The sequence below is a fragment of the Microthrixaceae bacterium genome (assembly GCA_016702505.1).
In the GTDB taxonomy this organism is placed as follows: Bacteria; Actinomycetota; Acidimicrobiia; order Acidimicrobiales; family Iamiaceae; genus Aquihabitans.
This window is the reverse complement of the sequence record JADJDU010000030.1, coordinates 232,122-250,111: the sequence shown is the minus strand read 5'-3', so window position 1 is coordinate 250,111 and position 17,990 is coordinate 232,122. Positions and strand designations below refer to the sequence as shown.

General features: G+C 65.5%; 12 protein-coding genes. 8 read left to right on the top strand and 4 right to left on the bottom strand.

Annotation, left to right across the window (positions count from 1 at the left end):
• Window positions 1-56: 56 nt before the first annotated feature.
• Window positions 57-1,622: an AMP-binding protein gene (locus tag IPG97_18315; protein ID MBK6858446.1), complete on the bottom strand. Its 1,566-nt coding sequence runs from the start codon at window positions 1,620-1,622 to the stop codon at window positions 57-59.
• Window positions 1,623-1,664: 42 nt separating this feature from the next.
• On the opposite strand from IPG97_18315, the gene IPG97_18310 reads away from it, so the two are divergent.
• The gene (locus IPG97_18310; GenBank protein MBK6858445.1) at window positions 1,665-2,957 is read left to right on the top strand and encodes a 4-hydroxybutyrate CoA-transferase; all 1,293 of its coding nucleotides are present in this window, start codon (window positions 1,665-1,667) and stop codon (window positions 2,955-2,957) included.
• Between the two features lie 198 nt (window positions 2,958-3,155).
• Window positions 3,156-4,472 (top strand): peptidoglycan DD-metalloendopeptidase family protein, encoded by a 1,317-nt coding sequence (locus IPG97_18305; protein MBK6858444.1) that lies wholly within the window; start codon window positions 3,156-3,158, stop codon window positions 4,470-4,472.
• Window positions 4,473-4,540: 68 nt separating this feature from the next.
• Here the strand turns inward: IPG97_18305 and IPG97_18300 are convergent, their stop codons facing one another.
• Both IPG97_18300 and IPG97_18295 read right to left on the bottom strand, forming a co-directional pair.
• On the bottom strand, window positions 4,541-5,206 hold the full coding sequence (locus IPG97_18300) for a J domain-containing protein (GenBank protein MBK6858443.1): 666 nt from the start codon (window positions 5,204-5,206) through the stop codon (window positions 4,541-4,543).
• Between the two features lie 2 nt (window positions 5,207-5,208).
• Window positions 5,209-6,495 (bottom strand): M18 family aminopeptidase, encoded by a 1,287-nt coding sequence (locus IPG97_18295; GenBank protein MBK6858442.1) that lies wholly within the window; start codon window positions 6,493-6,495, stop codon window positions 5,209-5,211.
• 245 nt (window positions 6,496-6,740) lie between these two features.
• Between IPG97_18295 and gltB the strand changes: the two genes are divergently transcribed.
• Window positions 6,741-11,300 carry a glutamate synthase large subunit gene (gene gltB, locus IPG97_18290; protein MBK6858441.1) on the top strand — a complete coding sequence of 1,520 codons (4,560 nt, stop codon included), beginning with the start codon at window positions 6,741-6,743 and terminating at the stop codon, window positions 11,298-11,300.
• A gap of 10 nt (window positions 11,301-11,310) precedes the next feature.
• On the top strand, window positions 11,311-12,762 hold the full coding sequence (locus IPG97_18285) for a glutamate synthase subunit beta (protein ID MBK6858440.1): 1,452 nt from the start codon (window positions 11,311-11,313) through the stop codon (window positions 12,760-12,762).
• A 104-nt stretch (window positions 12,763-12,866) separates the two neighbouring features.
• On the opposite strand, the gene IPG97_18280 is transcribed toward IPG97_18285, so the two are convergent.
• Window positions 12,867-13,460 (bottom strand): RDD family protein, encoded by a 594-nt coding sequence (locus IPG97_18280; protein MBK6858439.1) that lies wholly within the window; start codon window positions 13,458-13,460, stop codon window positions 12,867-12,869.
• A 210-nt stretch (window positions 13,461-13,670) separates the two neighbouring features.
• On the opposite strand from IPG97_18280, the gene IPG97_18275 reads away from it, so the two are divergent.
• From IPG97_18275 to IPG97_18260, 4 genes are read left to right on the top strand one after another with little or no spacing between them, the layout of a single operon-like run.
• Window positions 13,671-16,625 (top strand): nitrate- and nitrite sensing domain-containing protein, encoded by a 2,955-nt coding sequence (locus IPG97_18275; GenBank protein MBK6858438.1) that lies wholly within the window; start codon window positions 13,671-13,673, stop codon window positions 16,623-16,625.
• Complete coding sequence (locus IPG97_18270; GenBank protein ID MBK6858437.1) at window positions 16,622-17,044, top strand: roadblock/LC7 domain-containing protein; 423 nt, start codon at window positions 16,622-16,624, stop codon at window positions 17,042-17,044. Before IPG97_18275 ends, IPG97_18270 begins: the two co-directional genes overlap by 4 nt.
• Complete coding sequence (locus IPG97_18265; protein ID MBK6858436.1) at window positions 17,041-17,394, top strand: DUF742 domain-containing protein; 354 nt, start codon at window positions 17,041-17,043, stop codon at window positions 17,392-17,394. Before IPG97_18270 ends, IPG97_18265 begins: the two co-directional genes overlap by 4 nt.
• Window positions 17,375-17,977, top strand: coding sequence for an ATP/GTP-binding protein (locus IPG97_18260; protein MBK6858435.1), 603 nt, complete (start codon window positions 17,375-17,377; stop codon window positions 17,975-17,977). The genes IPG97_18265 and IPG97_18260 overlap by 20 nt, the downstream gene beginning before the upstream one ends.
• Window positions 17,978-17,990 lie beyond the last annotated feature (13 nt).

The window sequence follows — 17,990 nt, the reverse complement described above, 5'->3', positions numbered from 1 at the left end:
TTGACAGCTTGGCTCGCCTGCTGGCCTGTCTCGATGGAGAGCGGGCGCCCAACCGTTCACCGGCCGATGGCAACCGCCCGCAGGGTCCGCTTGTCGAGCTTGCCGAGGGCATTGCGGTTCAACGACTCGATGAACACCACTCGGCGCGGGCACTTGTAGACCGACAGGCGACGGTGGCACCAGTCCAACAGGTCGGTGGCCGACGGAGGATGGTCCGGGTCGGTGGCGACGACCAAGGCGACGAGGACCTCTCCTAGGTCAGGGTCGGGTATTCCGACCCCGGCAACATCGGCCACAGCCGCGTGGCCGATCAACACCTGCTCGGCCTCGGCCGGATAGACGTTGACACCGCCGGTGACCACCATGTCTGATGCCCGGTCGGTGACATACACCCAGCCGTCGGGATCAACCCGTCCGATCTCCCCCAACGTGAACAGGCCCGGGGCCAGGTGGGCGGCCGCCGATCGCTCTTGGTCGCCGTGGTAGCGGATGCCTCGACCGGTCATGTCTCGGAAGTAGAGCCGTCCTTCGGTTCCAGGATCGAGCTCATGCCCGTCGTCGTCCACCACGACTGCCTCGTAGGGCGACACAGCCCGCCCCACCGAACCGGGGTGGTCAAGCCAATCCTCACTGGAGATGGCACAGGTCACCCCGACCTCGGTACCTCCGTAGGCCTCGAGGAAGACCGGCCCCCACCATTCGATCATCGCCCGCTTGACCTCGACCGGACATGCCGATCCAGTCTGGAAAACGAGGCGAAGGCTGGACGTGTCGGCCGTCGACCTGATTGGCTGCGCAAGCGCGAGCAGTCGAGACATGTGGGTGGGAACCAGGGTGGTAGACCCCACCTGCCACTTCTCGATGGCAGCCAGAGTGGTGGCCGGATCGAACCGGTCGAGTACTCCGATCGGCGTGCCTACCGCCAGGGCCCGCACTGCGTTCAGCGGCCCGGTGTGGTGGATCGGAGCGACGACCAAGTGTCGTCCCAGGCCCACGAATCGGTTGGCGTTCGTCGCCTCGAGGAACTCGGCCCAGGACCGTCGACGGGGAAACACGTTGGGTGGGAGCTCGGTGGCCTTGGGTCTGCCGGTGGTACCCGACGTGAACAACAGATTGGGCCGGATCGAGCGATCATCAGGTGGTGGTCCTTCGGGTGCCGTCGCCAGCCAATCACGCCACTCCTCGGTGTTCCACACGAAGACCGCCGTGGCACGACCGGTGGTGATCTCGGCCAGGTTGGCGGCCTCGCGGGCTGCCGCCGCCGTACGGGGACCGGCCAGCACCAGGCTCACGTCGCCAACCTCCAACAGGTAGGCGACGTCGGGACCGTTGAGATGGGCGCTGGCCGCCACCACCGAAACACCGGCTCGGAGGCCGCCGAGGTGGGCGATCACCGCTTCGGCACAGTTCTCCCCGAAGACCGCCATCCGTCGGCCGTCGGGGCACATGCCCCTGGCCAGGTGGGCGACACGGTGGGTGAGGTCCCACACCTCGGCCGGACTCCACGCCCGTCGCTCGTCGACCACCAACGACCCGCCAGCCTCGGGAAGAGCGCAACCTCCCTCGACGTCGATGTCGAGTGGTCTGGCATCTCGACCCGAAGAACTGGCTGACTCGATCACCTGGCTCACCGTAGATCGTCAGACGGCCTACGTTTTCGGTCCATGCAGGTCATGACCGCCACCGAAGCAGCCGCCCTTCTGCGGCCAACCGACTCGCTGGGTATCCCGCTCGGGCCGGGTCAGCCTGGTGATTTCCTCCACGCCTTGGGTGCTCGTGACGACTGGACCGACCTGTTGGTGGGGGGTGCCCTCATCACCGATTTCTACGAGCTGTTCAGTCGGTCCAACGTCCGGTTCCTGTCGGGCTTCTACGGGCCGCTGGAACGGCTGTTGCGCGACCAAGGTGGGGCGATCGAGTTCGTCCCCGCCGATTTCCGGCGGTTCGGACCCACGCTCGAGCAGGTGGCCCCACGGGTTTTCGCAACCGCGGCGGCCCCACCCGACGGTGATGGGTTTTGCAGTCTTTCCCTACACGCCGGGGCCACGGTCGGGGAGATCATGCGAGTGGCCGCCGATCCAGCCCGAGTGCTGGTGGTCGAGGTCAGCCCACGATTCCCCCGAACGTTCGGCCACGCCGACTACGGGCACCGCATCCACATCGACGAGATCGACGTCTTGGTTCACAGCGATCGGGAGCCATTCGTGTTGGCCGACGCCGAGGCCAGCGAGGCAGATCGAGCCATCGCCGAGCACGTCGCCTCCTTCATCACCGAAGGGTCGACCATCCAGACCGGGATCGGTGGCATTCCGTCTCGGGTGGCGCGCCTTCTGGCCGAAGGTGACGCTGGTGGTTTCGGAATCCATTCCGAGATGTTCACCACCGGCCTCATGCACCTCCATCAGGCCGGGAAGGTGAGCAACCGTAAGGGAATGTACGACGGCGTGTCGGTGACGACCTTTGCCGCTGGAACTCGGGAGCTCTACGACTGGCTCGACGAGAATCCCGAGGTCGCGTTCTTGCCGGTCGGCACCGTGAACTCACCCGACGTGATCTCTCGCAACCCCAAGATGGTGTCGATCAACGGGGCCATTGCCGTGGATCTCGCCGGCCAGGCCATCGCCGACACCATCCACGGAGCTCAGTTCAGCGGTATCGGTGGGCACGAGGACTTCGTGGCCTCCTCTGGCCTCGAACTGGAGGATCGATCGCTGATCTGCCTTCGTTCCACCACCACCGTGGACGGCGTGCTCACCTCCAGGATCAACGGCAAGTTCCCCGCCGGCGCCATCATCACCACGCCCCGCCATCAGCTCGATGTCGTGGTCACCGAGTTCGGTGTGGCCGAGCTCAGGGGCCGTACCACCAGGGAGAGAGCCAGGGCCCTGGCTGCGGTGGCCCATCCCGACTTCCGCGACGAGCTCTTGGCCGAAGCCGAGGTGTGGCCTCCGGGCTAGGTCTGGATCCGCCGAAAGGCGAAGCCGTCCGGCGGAGTTCGTTTGAGGCGGATCAGCGGTTGCGACGGTCTGTCGATGGGATCTGGCCGTGTCGTCATCCCTGTTGGCGGCTCAATGGTCGGCTCAGGTTTTGGTGTCCGGAGCCGATCTGGTTAGCAGGACTAGGTTTGTCCGACTGCTGGCGCCTGCCCCCCCACCATGTCTCACTTCTTTCCCGCATTCGCCCGACTCGCCCACCGACGGGGTCTCGTCACCGCTGCGATCTTGCTCGGTGTCGTGACACCCATGGCGGTTCCCGGGTTTGTCGGGCCCGACAAGGGTGAATCGCCCATCCTCCAGGGGGCTGTGGCCCGTCCGGCGGCGGGAATCGTTGTCGGGCAAGGCGACGAGTCGCTTCAAGACGAGTACGACGAAATCCTCGGTGAGGAGGCGGCCCTCATTGCTCGGGTTCAATCTGCACAAGCCGAGCGAGCCCGGCTGACGTCAGAACTAGATCGCCTCGAAGCCGATCTACAAGCCCGAAACGTCGAGCTCCTCGTCGCCCAAGCCGAGCTCGACGACGCCGAGTTCCTAGCCATGATCTATGCCCAAGCAGTGGTCGACGCCCGTCAGAAGGTCGAGGTCGCCTCCGAGAGGCTCCGGCGCCAAATCGTGGCCACCTATGTGAACGGAGGGGCAGATGCCTCTGTTCTCGAGGCACTCCTCAAGGCTCGCAGCGGGGAGGAGATGGGCCAGGCGCTGACCTACTCCAAGGCTGTGGTCGGCGATACCGAGGTGCTGGTCGAGAACCTCGAGCGGGCCCGGGCCGAGGCCCGTAAGGCAGATGGGGTGGCCAAGGCCAACTCGGCGCGTGCCAAGTCCCGGAGAGACGACGTCGACGCCGCTCGACGATTCATCGCCGCTGCCCGAGACAACCAGGCCCGCCTGGTCGATGAGATAAACGTCCAGGTGATGCTGGAATCCCAGGCCCTAATGGAGGTCCAGGGTCGGCGGGCCCTCGTCGAGGGTCGCATCAACGTCATGAGCGCATCCTCCGATGGGGTGGCTCTCCTACTCGGAGATCTACAGAGGTCACAGCCCGACTGGATGCCAGGCCGTTACCCGATCACCAACCCGCTACCCGGGTACCGCATCGGATCTGCCTTCGGAATGCGCTTCCATCCGATCCTCAACATCGAGCGTCTGCATGCTGGCGGAGACATGGGTGCACCCTCGGGGACCCCGATCCACGCCGCCGCCGACGGGAGGGTGGTCGTCGCCTCCGAGAGGGGCGGATATGGCTTGACCGTCGTGATCGATCACGGCGACTCGCTCGCCACGCTCTACGCCCACCAGAGTGCTTTGGCCGTAGGCGCCGGTGATCTGGTCAAGCGGGGGGACGTCATCGGCTGGGTCGGCTCCACCGGTTTGTCCACGGGACCGCACCTACACCTCGAGACCAGGGTCAAGGGCATGCCCGTGAACCCCGAGGGGATCATCGACTTCGAGGCCGCGGTCGACTACGGCCGAAACTGAGGCCTCCACCACCGTCGAGCCTCATCCGAGCATCACCGGGCGCCGTGTCGAAGGTCTGGACCTATCGGCTAGGTCACCAAGGCTCCCAGCGCGTTCTCGAACACGTCGACCACCGCTACCGTCGGAGGACCGGGCCGGGCCTCGATCGACTCGGCCGAGCACAGCGCGTCGGTGCCGTCGGCCCGGCCCTGAAGCGTGACGAGCAACGACGTAGCAGGCTCATCCACGAATCGGCACAACACTTCGAACAACGGAGCCGAGCCGTCCAAGTAGGTGATGACGCCGAGATCGTGCGCCGCCTCGAGGAGCCACCGGAGGGATTCATCAGCGGGAGCATGTATCCGAATCGTGTCCGAGTCGACACGCTCGAAGGTTGGGGGGCGAGCTCGGTTCAGAGGGATCGACCATGCCGATCCCGGTGCTTCGGTCGGACCAGGACGGGTATAGCCGTGATCTGATCTCTCTGAGGATCCGGAGTCGAACGTCTGCCCGGCGCGGGATCCCGAGACCCGGTCATGGCTCTGCGTTGTCCCAACTGCATTCTGCGCCGGTGAGGCCCGCTCCTGGTCAAGCACTCGGAATGCCTCGATGATGAGAACCGCGTCACTGCTGGTCTGGCCACCGATTCGATCGGGATGATGGCGACGGATCTGCTCTCGGTAGGCCCGGCGGACGTCTCCCCAAGCAGCATCGACTTGAACCCCCAGGATTCGTCGAGCCTCGACCGGGTTCATGCTCAGCCCCGTAGGAACGCGTCGAGCATGGCGACCAGCAGCGGCGGGTCCTCGGCCCCGCACAGCTCCCGAGCCGAATGCATCGACAGCTGAGCCACGCCGACGTCCACCGTATCGATGCCGAGCCGGGCCGCGGTCACGGGGCCGATGGTCGATCCACACGGTTGATCGTTGCGGCTCACGAACACCTGGTGGGGCACCCCAGCTACTTCACACGCCCGGATCAGCACGGCATGGCTGGTGGCACTGGTGGCGTAGCGCTGGTTGGCGTTGATCTTCATGACCGGCCCAGCGTTGACCGCCACGTGATGAGCTGGGTCGTGGCGCTCAGGGTGGTTGGGGTGGGTGGCATGGGCCATGTCGACCGAGGCGCACACAGAGCCGGCCAACGCTCGCAGGAAATCCTGGCGATCTCCACCACGGCCAGCGACGATCCGCTCGAGCAAGTGGGGCAACAACACGCTGTCGGCGCCGGTTGCCGACGCAGATCCAACCTCCTCGTGGTCGTAGAGGCAAAGGACCGGGGTGCTGGCCAGGATGGATCGGGTCCTGGCCACAGCCGAGATGGCGGTGGTCCCGGCCCAGCACGACAGCAGGTTGTCCAAACGCGCCGACGCCACCAGTTCTTGGTTGCATCCCAGACGGGTCGGCGGCGTCAGGTCGTGGAACATCAGATCCCATGCCACGACATCGCTGGCATCCACGCCTAGCTCTGCCGCCACGAAGCGAGCCAGATCACCCTCGGCCCAAGGTCCGGTTCCCCACACCGGGGTCAGGTGGGCCTGGGGGTTGAGCCGGAGACCCTGACCGTTCACATCCCGGTCCAAGTGGATCGCGAGCTGAGGCACGCGGGCCAAGGGTCGGTCACACGACACCAGTTGCGTGTGGTGACCATCGATCCCCCGAATCACCACCCTGCCCGACAGGCCCAGGTCGCGGTCGAGCCACGAGTTCCAAAGCGCCCCGCCGTAGACCTCGACCCCGAGTTGGCGCCAGCCAGCAAAACCGCAATCGGGTTTCGGCTTGAGTCGCAGGTTTGGCGAATCGGTGTGGGCCCCGACGATCCGAAACGGCGTGGCCGGGTCCTGTCCCGATGTGGCCCAGGCGACGAGTGCTCCGTCACGGCGGACGAAACGGTTGCCACCGCCGGTCCACCCGTCATCGAGCGTGACCTCTTCGAAACCGATGGCGCTGAGACGATCCGCCACCGAATCCACGGCATGGTATGGAGACGGGGCGGCCCTCAAGAAGGCGAGAAGGTCCTCCGTGGACCCGGACGGATGCTTCACCCGTTGTCACTCCGATCAGATGCTGTGTCGTGCGACTGTCAGGCTCTGTCAGCCGCGGCTCAGGGGGATGAGAATGCCCGTCGGACTTCGGTGGGAAAGGCCCCCCGGACCAGGTTAGGCCGACCGCAAATCGGTTGGGGATGGCCCAGGAGGGACCGCTACGATCGGGGTCCTGCGATTCGGGCCAACGGAGTCCCGGGCGAGCAGCGCCCCCGATGACACCGTTCCAAGGAAGTCCTACGCCGATGTCCAGTCCTGCGCCCGCAACTCCGGGCCTTCCGCCCGCCCAGGGCCTGTACGATCCTGCCTTCGAACACGACGCCTGTGGCGTTGCCTTCGTGGTCGATCAGCACGGTCGGCGGAGCCACGAACTGGTGCAACAAGGTGTCACCGCTCTGGTCAACCTCGATCATCGAGGCGCGTCCGGAGCAGAGGTGAACACCGGTGATGGTGCCGGAATCCTCATTCAAGTCCCCGATGCCTTCTTCCGGTCTGTGGTCGGCTTCGAGTTGCCGGATTCCGGTCGCTATGCCACCGGAATCGCCTTCATCCCCGGCTCGCCTGCCGACGTGGACGACATGGTCGCCACCATCGAGAAGATCGCTGTCGACGAGGGGCTCGAGGTCCTCGGCTGGCGCGACGTGCCGGTCGTCACCGACGGGCTCGGCCAGGGGGCATTGGGCACGCTTCCCACCTTCAAACAGATCTTCCTGTCTGCCTCGGGACGAGATCTGGAAGGCCTCGACCTCGATCGCCTGGCCTACGTCGTCCGCAAGCGCACCGAGAACGAAGCTGGCGCCGACGGCCGGCGTCCGTACTTCCCCAGCCTTTCGAGCCGCACCTTCGTCTACAAGGGCATGCTGACCACCCCTCAGCTAAAGGGCTTCTACCCCGATCTTTCCGATCCGCGAGTCGACAGCGCCATCGCGTTGGTCCACTCCCGGTTCTCCACCAACACGTTCCCGTCATGGCCGTTGGCCCACCCGTACCGGTATCTGGCCCACAACGGTGAGATCAACACCGTCCAGGGCAACCGCAACTGGATGAGGGCACGCGAAGCGCTTCTGGCCAGCCCTGACTTCGCCGGCGACCTCAGCCGCATCTTCCCGATCTGCACTCCCGGAGGGAGCGACACCGCCAGCTTCGACGAGGTCCTGGAGCTGCTCCACCTGGGCGGGCGACCGATCCATCATGCCGTGCTGATGATGATCCCCGAGGCGTGGGAGAACCACGACCTGATGGATCCGGCCAAGCAGGCGTTCTACCGGTTCCACGCCTCGCTGATGGAACCGTGGGATGGCCCCGCCAACGTCTGTTTCACCGACGGCACCGTGATCGGCGCAGTGCTCGACCGCAACGGTCTTCGCCCGGGGCGGTTCTGGGTCACCTCCGACGGGTTGGTGGTGCTCGGATCCGAAGCCGGTGTGCTCGACATCCCAGCCGACAAGATCGTGCGCAAGGGGCGACTCCAGCCCGGCAAGATGTTCCTCGTCGACACCGCGGCCGGCCGCATCATCGAAGACGACGAGATCAAGTCGGCGCTGGCGGCGCAACATCCCTACCATGAGTGGCTCGACGCTGGGATCGTGAAGCTCGACGACCTCCCGGACCGACCACACGTGCGCTACCCCCACGGAGATGTGGTCAGGCGTCAGCTCACCTTCGGCTACACCACCGAGGATCAGAAGATCCTCATGGCCCCCATGGCCCAGACCGGTGGTGAGGCGCTTGGATCGATGGGCACCGACACGCCGATCGCGGTCCTGTCGGATCGGCCACGGCTCCTGTTCGACTACTTCGCGCAGCTTTTCGCCCAGGTCACCAACCCTCCGCTGGATGCGATCCGGGAGGAACTTGTCACAAGCTTGGGCGGCACCATCGGGCCCGAACGCAACCTGTTGGATCCGGGTCCTGAGTCGTGTCGTCAGATCCAGATCTCGTTCCCCATCCTCGACAACGACCAGCTGGCAAAGTTGCTCCACGTCTCAGAGGCAGTCGACGGCTTCCGCGCTGTCGCCATCCGGGGCCTGTACCCGGTGGCTGACGGAGGTCCTGGGCTGGAGGCTGCCCTCGACGACATCTGCCGTCAGGCGAGCGAAGCGGTGGCGTCTGGGGTCAACGTGATCATCCTGTCGGACCGCAAGTCGTCCAAGGACATGGCCCCGATTCCGTCCCTGTTGCTCACAGCAGCAGTGCACCACCACCTGGTGCGGGAGAAGTCCCGCACGTCGGTTGGGCTGGTCGTGGAGGCAGGTGATGCCCGCGAGGTCCATCACATGGCGCTACTGCTCGGATACGGCGCAGCAGCCATCAACCCGTACCTGGCCTTCGAGACCATCGAAGACATGATCGCCCGCGGAGCCCTGACAGACGTCGCTTTGGACAAGGCGGTCCGCAACTACATCAAGGCTGCCGGAAAGGGCGTGCTCAAGGTGATGTCCAAGATGGGCATCTCCACGGTTGCCTCCTACTGCGGTGCCCAGGTGTTCGAGGCGGTCGGGCTAGGCCAGGGCCTCATCGACCGCTACTTCACCGGTACCACCTCCAAGCTCGGCGGCATCGGGTTGGCCGAGGTCGCGGCCGAGGTGGCCGCCCGTCACGCCCAGGCCTACGCAGAGCGTCCCACCTTGCGGGCCCATCGGGAGCTCGAGGTGGGCGGGGAGTACCAGTGGAGGCGTGAGGGCGAGTACCACCTCTTCAACCCGGAGACGGTCTACAAGCTCCAGCACGCCACCAGGACCGGGCGCTATGACATCTTCAAGGAGTACACGCGCCTCGTCGACGACCAGTCCAAGAAGCTGGCCACCCTGCGTGGTCTGTTCGAGCTGACGGCGGGCGACCGCACGCCGGTCCCGCTCGAAGAGGTCGAGCCGGTCTCTGAGATCGTCAAACGGTTCTCGACGGGGGCGATGAGCTACGGCTCGATCTCTGCTGAAGCCCACGAGACCCTGGCCATCGCCATGAACCGCCTCGGCGGCAAGTCGAACACCGGAGAAGGTGGCGAGGATCCCGAGCGCCTCTACGATCCGCAGCGACGCAGCTCGATAAAGCAGGTTGCGTCGGGGCGTTTCGGCGTTACGAGCGAGTACCTGACCAACGCTGACGACATCCAGATCAAGATGGCCCAGGGGGCCAAGCCTGGTGAGGGCGGTCAGCTCCCCGGCCACAAGGTTTACCCCTGGGTGGCCAAGACCCGGCACTCGACCCCGGGCGTGGGGCTCATCAGTCCTCCGCCCCATCACGACATCTACTCGATCGAGGATCTGGCCCAGCTGATCCACGACCTCAAGAACGCCAACCCCGCGGCGCGCATACACGTGAAGCTGGTGGCCGAGGTGGGGGTCGGAACCGTCGCCGCTGGTGTGTCGAAGGCTCACGCCGATGTGGTGTTGATCTCCGGGCACGACGGTGGAACCGGTGCCAGCCCGCTGACGTCGCTCAAGCATGCCGGGGGGCCGTGGGAGCTGGGCTTGGCCGAGACCCAACAGACCCTGCTGCTGAACGGTCTTCGCGACCGGATCGTGGTTCAGGCCGACGGCCAGTTGAAGACCGGACGAGACGTGGTCATCGCGGCTCTGCTCGGGGCCGAAGAGTTCGGCTTCGCCACGGCGCCGTTGGTCGTGTCGGGATGCATCATGATGCGCGTCTGTCACCTGGATACCTGCCCGGTTGGTGTCGCCACCCAGAACCCGACCCTGCGGGCCCGGTTCTCGGGCAAGCCGGAGTTCGTGGAGCACTTCTTCGAGTTCATCGCTGAAGAGGTTCGAGAACTTCTGGCCGAGCTCGGATTCCGCTCGATCGAGGAGGCGATCGGTCGTACCGAGGCGATCGACGTCCGCCAGGCCGTCGACCATTGGAAGGCGTCCGGGCTGGACCTGACCCCGATCCTGCACGTCCCCGAGCGTCCCTATGGTGACGCTCTCTACAACACTCGTGGACAGGACCACGGCTTGGACCGCGCCCTGGACGTGCAACTCATCTCGGCGGCCCGCTCAGCGATAGACACGGGTAGCCCGGTGAAGCTCGACTTCCCCGTTCGCAACGTGAACCGGACAGTCGGCACCATGCTCGGCCACGAGGTCACCAAGAGACATGGAGGCGCCGGCCTCGACGATGGGACCATCGACATAACGTTCACGGGATCTGCGGGCCAGAGCTTCGGTGCCTTCGTTCCCCGGGGTGTGACGCTGCGGGTCCATGGCGACGTCAACGACTACGCCGGAAAGGGCCTGTCAGGTGGGCGTCTGGTGGTCCGTCCTGCGCTGGATTCCGCGTCGGACTTCGTGGCCGAAGACAACATCATCGCCGGCAACGTCTTGCTGTACGGCGCCACCGGAGGAGAAGCGTTCCTGCGAGGACGAGTGGGAGAGCGGTTCTGCGTCCGCAACTCCGGAGCTACAGCCGTGGTCGAAGGCGTGGGTGACCACGGCTGTGAGTACATGACCGGCGGCCGGGTGGTCATCTTGGGGTCCACCGGACGAAACTTCGGGGCCGGCATGTCCGGTGGCATCGCCTACGTCTGGGATCCAGAGGAGGTGTTCGAAGGGTTGGTCAACCGGGAGATGGTCGACATCGACCCTCTCGATGACCTCGACACGTCATGGTTGGTGACCGCAGTGTTCCGGCATCAGGCCGAGACCGGATCGGAGGTGGCGGGACGGATCCTCAGCGATTGGCAGTACGCCGTCCGCCAGTTCGTGAAGGTGATGCCCAGGGACTACAAGCGGGTCCTGAACGCCATCAGGGTGGCCGAGGAAGCCGGCGCCGACATCGACGAGGCCATCATGGCCGCGGCCAAGGGTTGAGGGACGAGACATGGGTGACTATCAAGGTTTTCTCAAGCACGGTCGAGAGGTGCCGGTTCGGCGCCCTGTGCCGGTGCGGATCAAGGACTGGCGCGAGGTGTACGAGGAGTTCCCCTCCGAGACGCTCCAGACCCAGGCCAGCCGCTGCATGGACTGTGGCATTCCGTTCTGCAACCAGGGCTGCCCGTTGGGCAACCTGATTCCCGACTGGAACGACCTCGTGTACCGGGATCGTTGGCAGGAAGCGATGGACCGCCTCCACGCCACCAACAACTTCCCCGAGTTCACCGGGCGGCTGTGCCCTGCGCCATGCGAGTCGGCCTGCGTCCTCGGAATCAACCAGGACCCCGTCACGATCAAGCAGGTCGAGGTCACCATCGTGGAGACGGCATGGGCCGAGGGATGGGTCAAGCCGGTTGTCCCAACCGAGCGCACCGGCAAGAAGGTGGCCGTCATCGGCTCGGGCCCCGCCGGTCTGGCCGCGGCCCAGCAACTGACCAGGGCGGGACACAACGTGGTGGTCTTCGAACGCGCCGATCGGATCGGTGGGCTGCTGCGCTACGGGATCCCAGAGTTCAAGATGGAGAAGCGGTTCCTGGATCGCCGGCTCGACCAGATGACCGCGGAGGGTACCGAGTTTCGCACTGGGGTCGACGTCGGAGTCGATGTGACCGGTGACGAGCTCCGTTCCGAGTTCGATGCGATCGTCCTGGCCGGCGGTGCCACCCACGCCCGAGACCTTCCCATTCCCGGACGGGAACTGGCAGGCATCCACCAGGCGATGGAGTACCTCCCGCTGGCCAACCGGGTCCAGGAAGGAGACCTGCTCAGCTCTCCGATCGATGTCGCCGGCCGCAAGGTGGTGATCATCGGCGGGGGTGACACCGGCGCCGACTGCTTGGGCACGGCTCACCGCCAAGGAGCCGAGTCGATCCACCAGTTCGAGATCATGCCGCGGCCTCCGGACCAGCGCGCCGAATCGACGCCGTGGCCGACGTGGCCGTTGATGTTCCGAACCGCCTCAGCTCACGAGGAGGGTGGCGACCGAGTGTTCTCGGTGAACACGGAGCGGTTCCTAGACGATGGAAACGGCCATGTTCGAGCTCTCCTTGCCCATGAGGTGCAGATGATCGACGGCCGCTTCGAGAAGGTGGAGGGGAGCGACTTCGAGCTAGAGGCTGACTTCGTCTTCCTGTCCATGGGCTTCACCGGTCCTGAGTCGGACTGGATCACCACCCAGTTCGGTGTGGAACTGGATGCCCGTTCCAACGTGGCCCGCAACCACGACTACGCCACCAATGTCGATGGGGTGTTCGTGGCCGGAGACATGGGTAGAGGTCAGAGCCTGATCGTGTGGGCCATCGCCGAAGGTCGGGCCGCAGCGGCGTCGGTGGACCGCTACCTGATGGGTTCCACGGATCTACCCAGCCCGGTCGAGCCCACCGCTGTCGGGTTGCGCTGACAGATCCAACCCCGGCCTGGTCCGTGACCTGGGCTCTGAACGCGAGAGAGGCCCCGGGATCTCCCGGGGCCTCTCGGCATTTCGAACTCGTTGAGCTGTGACGGTCAGGGCTTGAAGATGTCAGGCCCGAACGACTTCTTCTCCTGGTTGGCCAGGACCACGGTCTTCATGACCTTGTCGGAGATCGTCTGCTTCTTGGCGTCGAAGAGGGGCAGGAAGTAGCCGATTCCGCACACCAGCGAGTCGAGGAAGTGGGCCAGACCTCGCACGATGCCCATGCCTCCACCGATCAATGATCCGTCGGCCTCGCTGACGACCTTCAACCCGGTGAGGGCTTTGCCCGGCGACTGACCGGTGGCCCCGTTCAGGTAGTAGATCCAGAAGCTGTAGGCGACGGCCACGGCGTAGCCGAGGAATAGGACGAGCACGGCCAGCGCATCGGAGATCGCACCGAACACCAGGGCCAGAATCCAGATGACGATGTACAAGGCGAAGATGATCGCTCCGTCGATCAGCCAGGCAACCACTCGCTGGACCCATTCTGCCAGTGGTGCTCCACCCGCGGGCGCAGCGTTGGCGAAGGCTCCAGCCCCGACGGTGGGGGCCGCGGCCGGGGTGCCTCCCGGGGTCTGTTCCGGTGGGTACCACTTGCCGTCTGAGGCTTGCCACCAGCCTGGTCCCTGTGAGAAGTCACTCATGTTCTGGGGTTCTCCCGCTCTGCTTTTTTGGCCCGGTCATTGCCCGGCCATATGGACTTGGGCAGCGTACCCTGTGGCGCGGTAGGTCGTTCGGACCAAAAGGTGTCGGGGTGCGCCGTCGCACACTCAAGAAGGGCGGGGTGCGGCCGATCTGTACAACCGGCAGGCCATGTGTGTGCCCAGCGTGTCCCACCTACGTCGAGGTAGGCCTTGTTCGACAACCTGAAGATCCGAAGCAAGCTGATGGTCTTGGTGGCGGTGCCACTGGTCATCATCGTGCTGCTCGCCGCGCTCGGCGCCCGGTCTCGTATGGACACCGCCAGTGCGAGCAGAAACGTAGAGAAGCTGACCGCCTTGGCCAAGGCGAACTCAGACGTCGTGGACGCGCTCCAGCGCGAGGCGCTCTACAGCACGGCACGAGTCGGGTCCGACCGGAAGTCCTTCCAGAAGGAAGTGGTCGCCGCACGGAAGAACACCGACGTGGTGATGAAAGACGTGTTGGACCGTCAGTCCTCGCTCACGGGGACCTCCGCTGCCTTCCGCTCGGCCACCACGTTGGCCACCGACGCGGCCGACAAGCTCCGGTTCATCCGCAATGCCGTGGATCAGGGCTATAGCTGGGACCAGGTAGCAACGGCCTACGACGCCCTTCAATCCACCTTCCTCGAGGTCAACGATTCGATCTCGTCGACCCTGTCGGACCCTCAGGTGGCCAACGACCTTCGTACCGCGTCGGCCTTGGCGTCGTTCAAGGCGACGATCGCGCTGCAGGGATCGCTCCTGGCCGGTGCCAGTGAGGTTGGCGTCGAAAGCGTGCTCGACAGCGCGGACGAGGAAGCGATCGACGTGCGTGACCTTTACGAGGCGCTGCGGGAGAACCGGGAGGCCGAGGAGGCTGCGAAAACCCTGCTCTATACGATCGCCGAGCCTGACCGGAAGGGAGAGGTTCGAAATGCGTTGACCACTCCCTCACGCATCGCTTTCGACAACATCCGCGGAACCATCGACGACTCCTTCGTATCCATGGTCAACGGCACGATCGACGAAGCCGATCTCGGCCTCGACACCAAGACCGCGATCGACGCCACCATCGGGCAGCTCGAAGATCTCCACGCCGTCGAGCTCGACCTATACGACGACGTCATCTCTCGTTCGAAGGCGGCCCGAAGTGATGCTGAGTCGGCAGCCAACCGCTTCGTTCTGGGTGGTGTCATCGCCCTGCTGATCGCCATGCTGGCTGCGGTCTTGATGGCCCGTCGGATCACTCGACCTCTGGAACGTCTGACCGAGTCGGCCGACCGACTCTCGACCGAGCAGATGCCTCGGCTGGTCGAGTGGCTCAGGAATCCCTCAGACGACGAGCTGGCCTTCGAGATGGATGCTCTGGCATCCATCAACATCGATTCGAACGACGAAATCGGCAAGCTGGCCCGTTCGTTCAACGACGTCCAGAGGGTGGCAGGTGAGGTGGCCACCGAACAGGCCGCCCTGCTGCGCAAGGGCATCGGCGAGATGTTCGTGAACCTGGCTAGACGCAACCAGGCCCTCCTCGACCGTCAGATCGACTTCATCGATGAACTCGAGCGGGGCGAGGAAGACCCCGACCAGCTCGAGAACCTGTACCGCCTGGACCACCTGGCCACCCGTATGCGCCGCAACGCTGAATCGCTGCTGGTGCTGGCCGGTGCTGAACCTCCACGTCGTCGTGGGCGACCGGCACCGCTGGCCAACGTGGTTCGAGCCGCGCTGGCCGAGGTCGAGGATTTCGCCCGAATCGATCTGCTCAGCTTCGACGAGATCCTGGTTGCCTCGAACGTGGCGGCCGACTTGGCGCACCTCCTTTCGGAACTAATGGAGAACGCCACCAACTTCTCGCCGCCAGAGACCCGAGTCGAGGTGGTCGGCCATCGGACCAAGGCCGACGGATACGTCATCTCGGTCACCGATCACGGAATCGGTATGTCAGCGGATCAGATCCGGAAGGCAAACGATTCGCTGGCCAAGCCCCCGCTGGTGGGTCTGGCATTGTCCCGCTCGCTGGGCTTCATCGTGGTCGGACGTCTGGCTGTTCGCCACGGGATCAGCGTCCGCATGATGGCGTCGCCATCGGGAGGTGTCACCGCGGTGGTGACCGTGCCTCCCGCCCTGGTGACCGATACTCCTGGTGGAGTTCCCGACGCACCCAACGCGGTCCCAGCCCAGCCACAGCGACCTGCCGTTGCCGCTCCGGTCGCCGAATCGCCGGCACAATCTGCTCGACCCGGTCCGCCGCCGTTCGAGGAGGTGTCGGCTGCCGCGCCCCTGGCCTTCGCCCCGAGTGACACGCCCCCGTCGGCACCTGCCCCGGCGCCTGCGGCCCGGAAGGCCGAACCCGAGCCTCCGGCTGCAGCCCCGGCCGAGCATGCACCCACTGGTCCTGTCGCTCGTCGTTCCTCGTCGGTGCCCGATACCGACCCGGGTACGGGTTTGCCCAACCGCAGGGCCAAGGCAGGAGCAGACGATGGACTGCCGGCCAGGCGTGGCGACGCAGAGCCTGCCGCAGCACCCGATGCCGGTGCTTCAGACGCCGTACCCGTCGAGCAAGGCCCCGCCGGGGATGGCGACAGCGCACCTGCTCCAGTCCCGGGGGCCCCGGTTGGAGACAAGGAGCGAACCGGTCCCGCTCTGCCGCCCCGAGCCCGCAAGGCGCCTCCAGCGGAACCGCCGGCGGAGGAGACCAAGCCCTTCTTCGCCGAGGATGCACCCCCGCCTCGACTGTTCGGTCGCACCGACTCAGAGGAAGCATCGGGACCGGTCGCCCCTGCGGCGAAGGCCCCGGCTCCCGAGCCCAAGGCGGTTCCCGAGCCAGCTCCTCTTGTACCGTCGGCACCTGATGCTGGCGTTACCGAGCCGGTTGCACCAGCGGCGACGGCGGCGGCGACTCCAATCGAGGCAGAAGCCCCGGCGGAGGTCACCACCAACGCTGGTCTCAAGCGGCGTACGCCGCGCCAGGCCGGTGCAACCCGTGCCATTCCAGGCGCAGACGGAGAACGGGGCGTTGCCGCCACCAAGCGCTCGCCTGATGAGGTTCGAAACTTGCTGTCGGGCTTCCGTGCCGGTCAGCAGCGAGCCCGCACCGAGGACCCGGCCCCGGCCGACGTCCCTGACGGAGAAGGAACCGAATGAGTGATCTGAGCGCCGCAGCGCGCAACGTCAACTGGCTGGTCGAGAACTTCGTCGACCGGGTACCCGGTGTACGGGAGACCGTGGTGGTTTCAGCCGACGGCCTGCCCATGGCGGTTTCCCGGGGTCTCGACCGGGATGCGGCCGACCGGTTTGCCGCCGTGGCCTCCGGGTTCATCGGGCTGGCATACGGTACGGCCACCCGTTTCAACGGGGGCGCCGTGACCCAGATCATCATCGAGATGGAGAACGCGTTCCTGTTCGTCACCGGCATCAGTGACGGATCCTGCCTCGCGGTGGTGGCCGACGGGGCATGCGACGTTGGCCTGGTCGGCTATGAAATGGCCGTCCTGGTCGAACGGGCGGGCGCGGTGCTCACTCCTGAGCTCCGGGCCGAGCTCCAGGGGGCGCTTCCCCGATGAGCACCTTTGGCGACGCAGGAGGCCTCCGGGTCCGGCCGTACGCCATTACGGGCGGACGCACACGCGCCCGTACCGAGGTCGACATCGAAGCGATCGTCTACCGCACACCGAAAGGCGAGCAGACCGGGTCGGGCCTTCCACTCGAACGGGGCCAGATCATGGGCCTGCTCAACTCACCGCAGTCAACGGCGGAGATCTCCGCACGGCTGCACCTACAGCTCGGGGTCACCCGGGTGGTCCTCGGCGACCTCATCGATGAGGGGTACGTCGCCGTCAACTCCAGGTCGGCCTCCGGTCGACCCGATCTCCGACTCCTCGAAAGGGTCCTCGATGGTCTCCAAGCCCTCTGACATGGCCACTGGCGCAGCCGAAGCCCCTGCGGGTCCGGCGCCGATGCCGGTCAAGATCGTGGTAGCCGGCGGATTCGCGGTGGGTAAGACCACCTTCGTAGGTTCCATCTCCGAGATCGAACCGCTAACCACCGAGGCCGCTCTGACCAAGGTGAGCGAAGGGGTGGACGACACGTCCAAGGTGTCGACAAAGACATCCACGACGGTAGCCATGGACTTCGGCCGCATCACCCTTGGGTCTGACCTCATCCTCTACCTGTTCGGAACGCCCGGTCAGGATCGGTTCTGGTTCATGTGGGACGACCTGGTGCGTGGAGCCATCGGAGCGGTGGTGCTGATCGACACCCGAAGGCTCGAGGATTGTTTCCCTGCGGTCGACTACTTCGAAGAGCATCGGATCCCATTCGTGGTGGGCATGAACTGCTTCGACGGTCAGGTGACCCACTCGCCCGAGGATGTTCGCGAGGCGCTTGCCGTGTCCCCTGACACTCCGGTGTTCCTGGTCGACGCCCGCGAGCGCGAGTCGACCAAGTCGGCGCTACTCGAGTTGGTGCAGCACGCTCTCCTCCGCGCCACCAGCTGAGAGCCTCGGTCTG

What these genes read in the sequence shown, in the direction of transcription:
- IPG97_18305 (MBK6858444.1), top strand. Translation starts at nt 3,156, where the DNA reads ATGTCTCACTTCTTTCCCGCATTCGCCCGACTCGCCCACCGACGGGGT.
- IPG97_18270 (MBK6858437.1), top strand. Translation starts at nt 16,622, where the DNA reads ATGAGTGATCTGAGCGCCGCAGCGCGCAACGTCAACTGGCTGGTCGAG.
- IPG97_18310 (MBK6858445.1), top strand. Translation starts at nt 1,665, where the DNA reads ATGCAGGTCATGACCGCCACCGAAGCAGCCGCCCTTCTGCGGCCAACC.
- IPG97_18300 (MBK6858443.1), bottom strand. Translation starts at nt 5,206, where the DNA reads ATGAACCCGGTCGAGGCTCGACGAATCCTGGGGGTTCAAGTCGATGCT.
- IPG97_18285 (MBK6858440.1), top strand. Translation starts at nt 11,311, where the DNA reads ATGGGTGACTATCAAGGTTTTCTCAAGCACGGTCGAGAGGTGCCGGTT.
- IPG97_18260 (MBK6858435.1), top strand. Translation starts at nt 17,375, where the DNA reads ATGGTCTCCAAGCCCTCTGACATGGCCACTGGCGCAGCCGAAGCCCCT.
- IPG97_18280 (MBK6858439.1), bottom strand. Translation starts at nt 13,460, where the DNA reads ATGAGTGACTTCTCACAGGGACCAGGCTGGTGGCAAGCCTCAGACGGC.
- gltB (MBK6858441.1), top strand. Translation starts at nt 6,741, where the DNA reads ATGTCCAGTCCTGCGCCCGCAACTCCGGGCCTTCCGCCCGCCCAGGGC.
- IPG97_18265 (MBK6858436.1), top strand. Translation starts at nt 17,041, where the DNA reads ATGAGCACCTTTGGCGACGCAGGAGGCCTCCGGGTCCGGCCGTACGCC.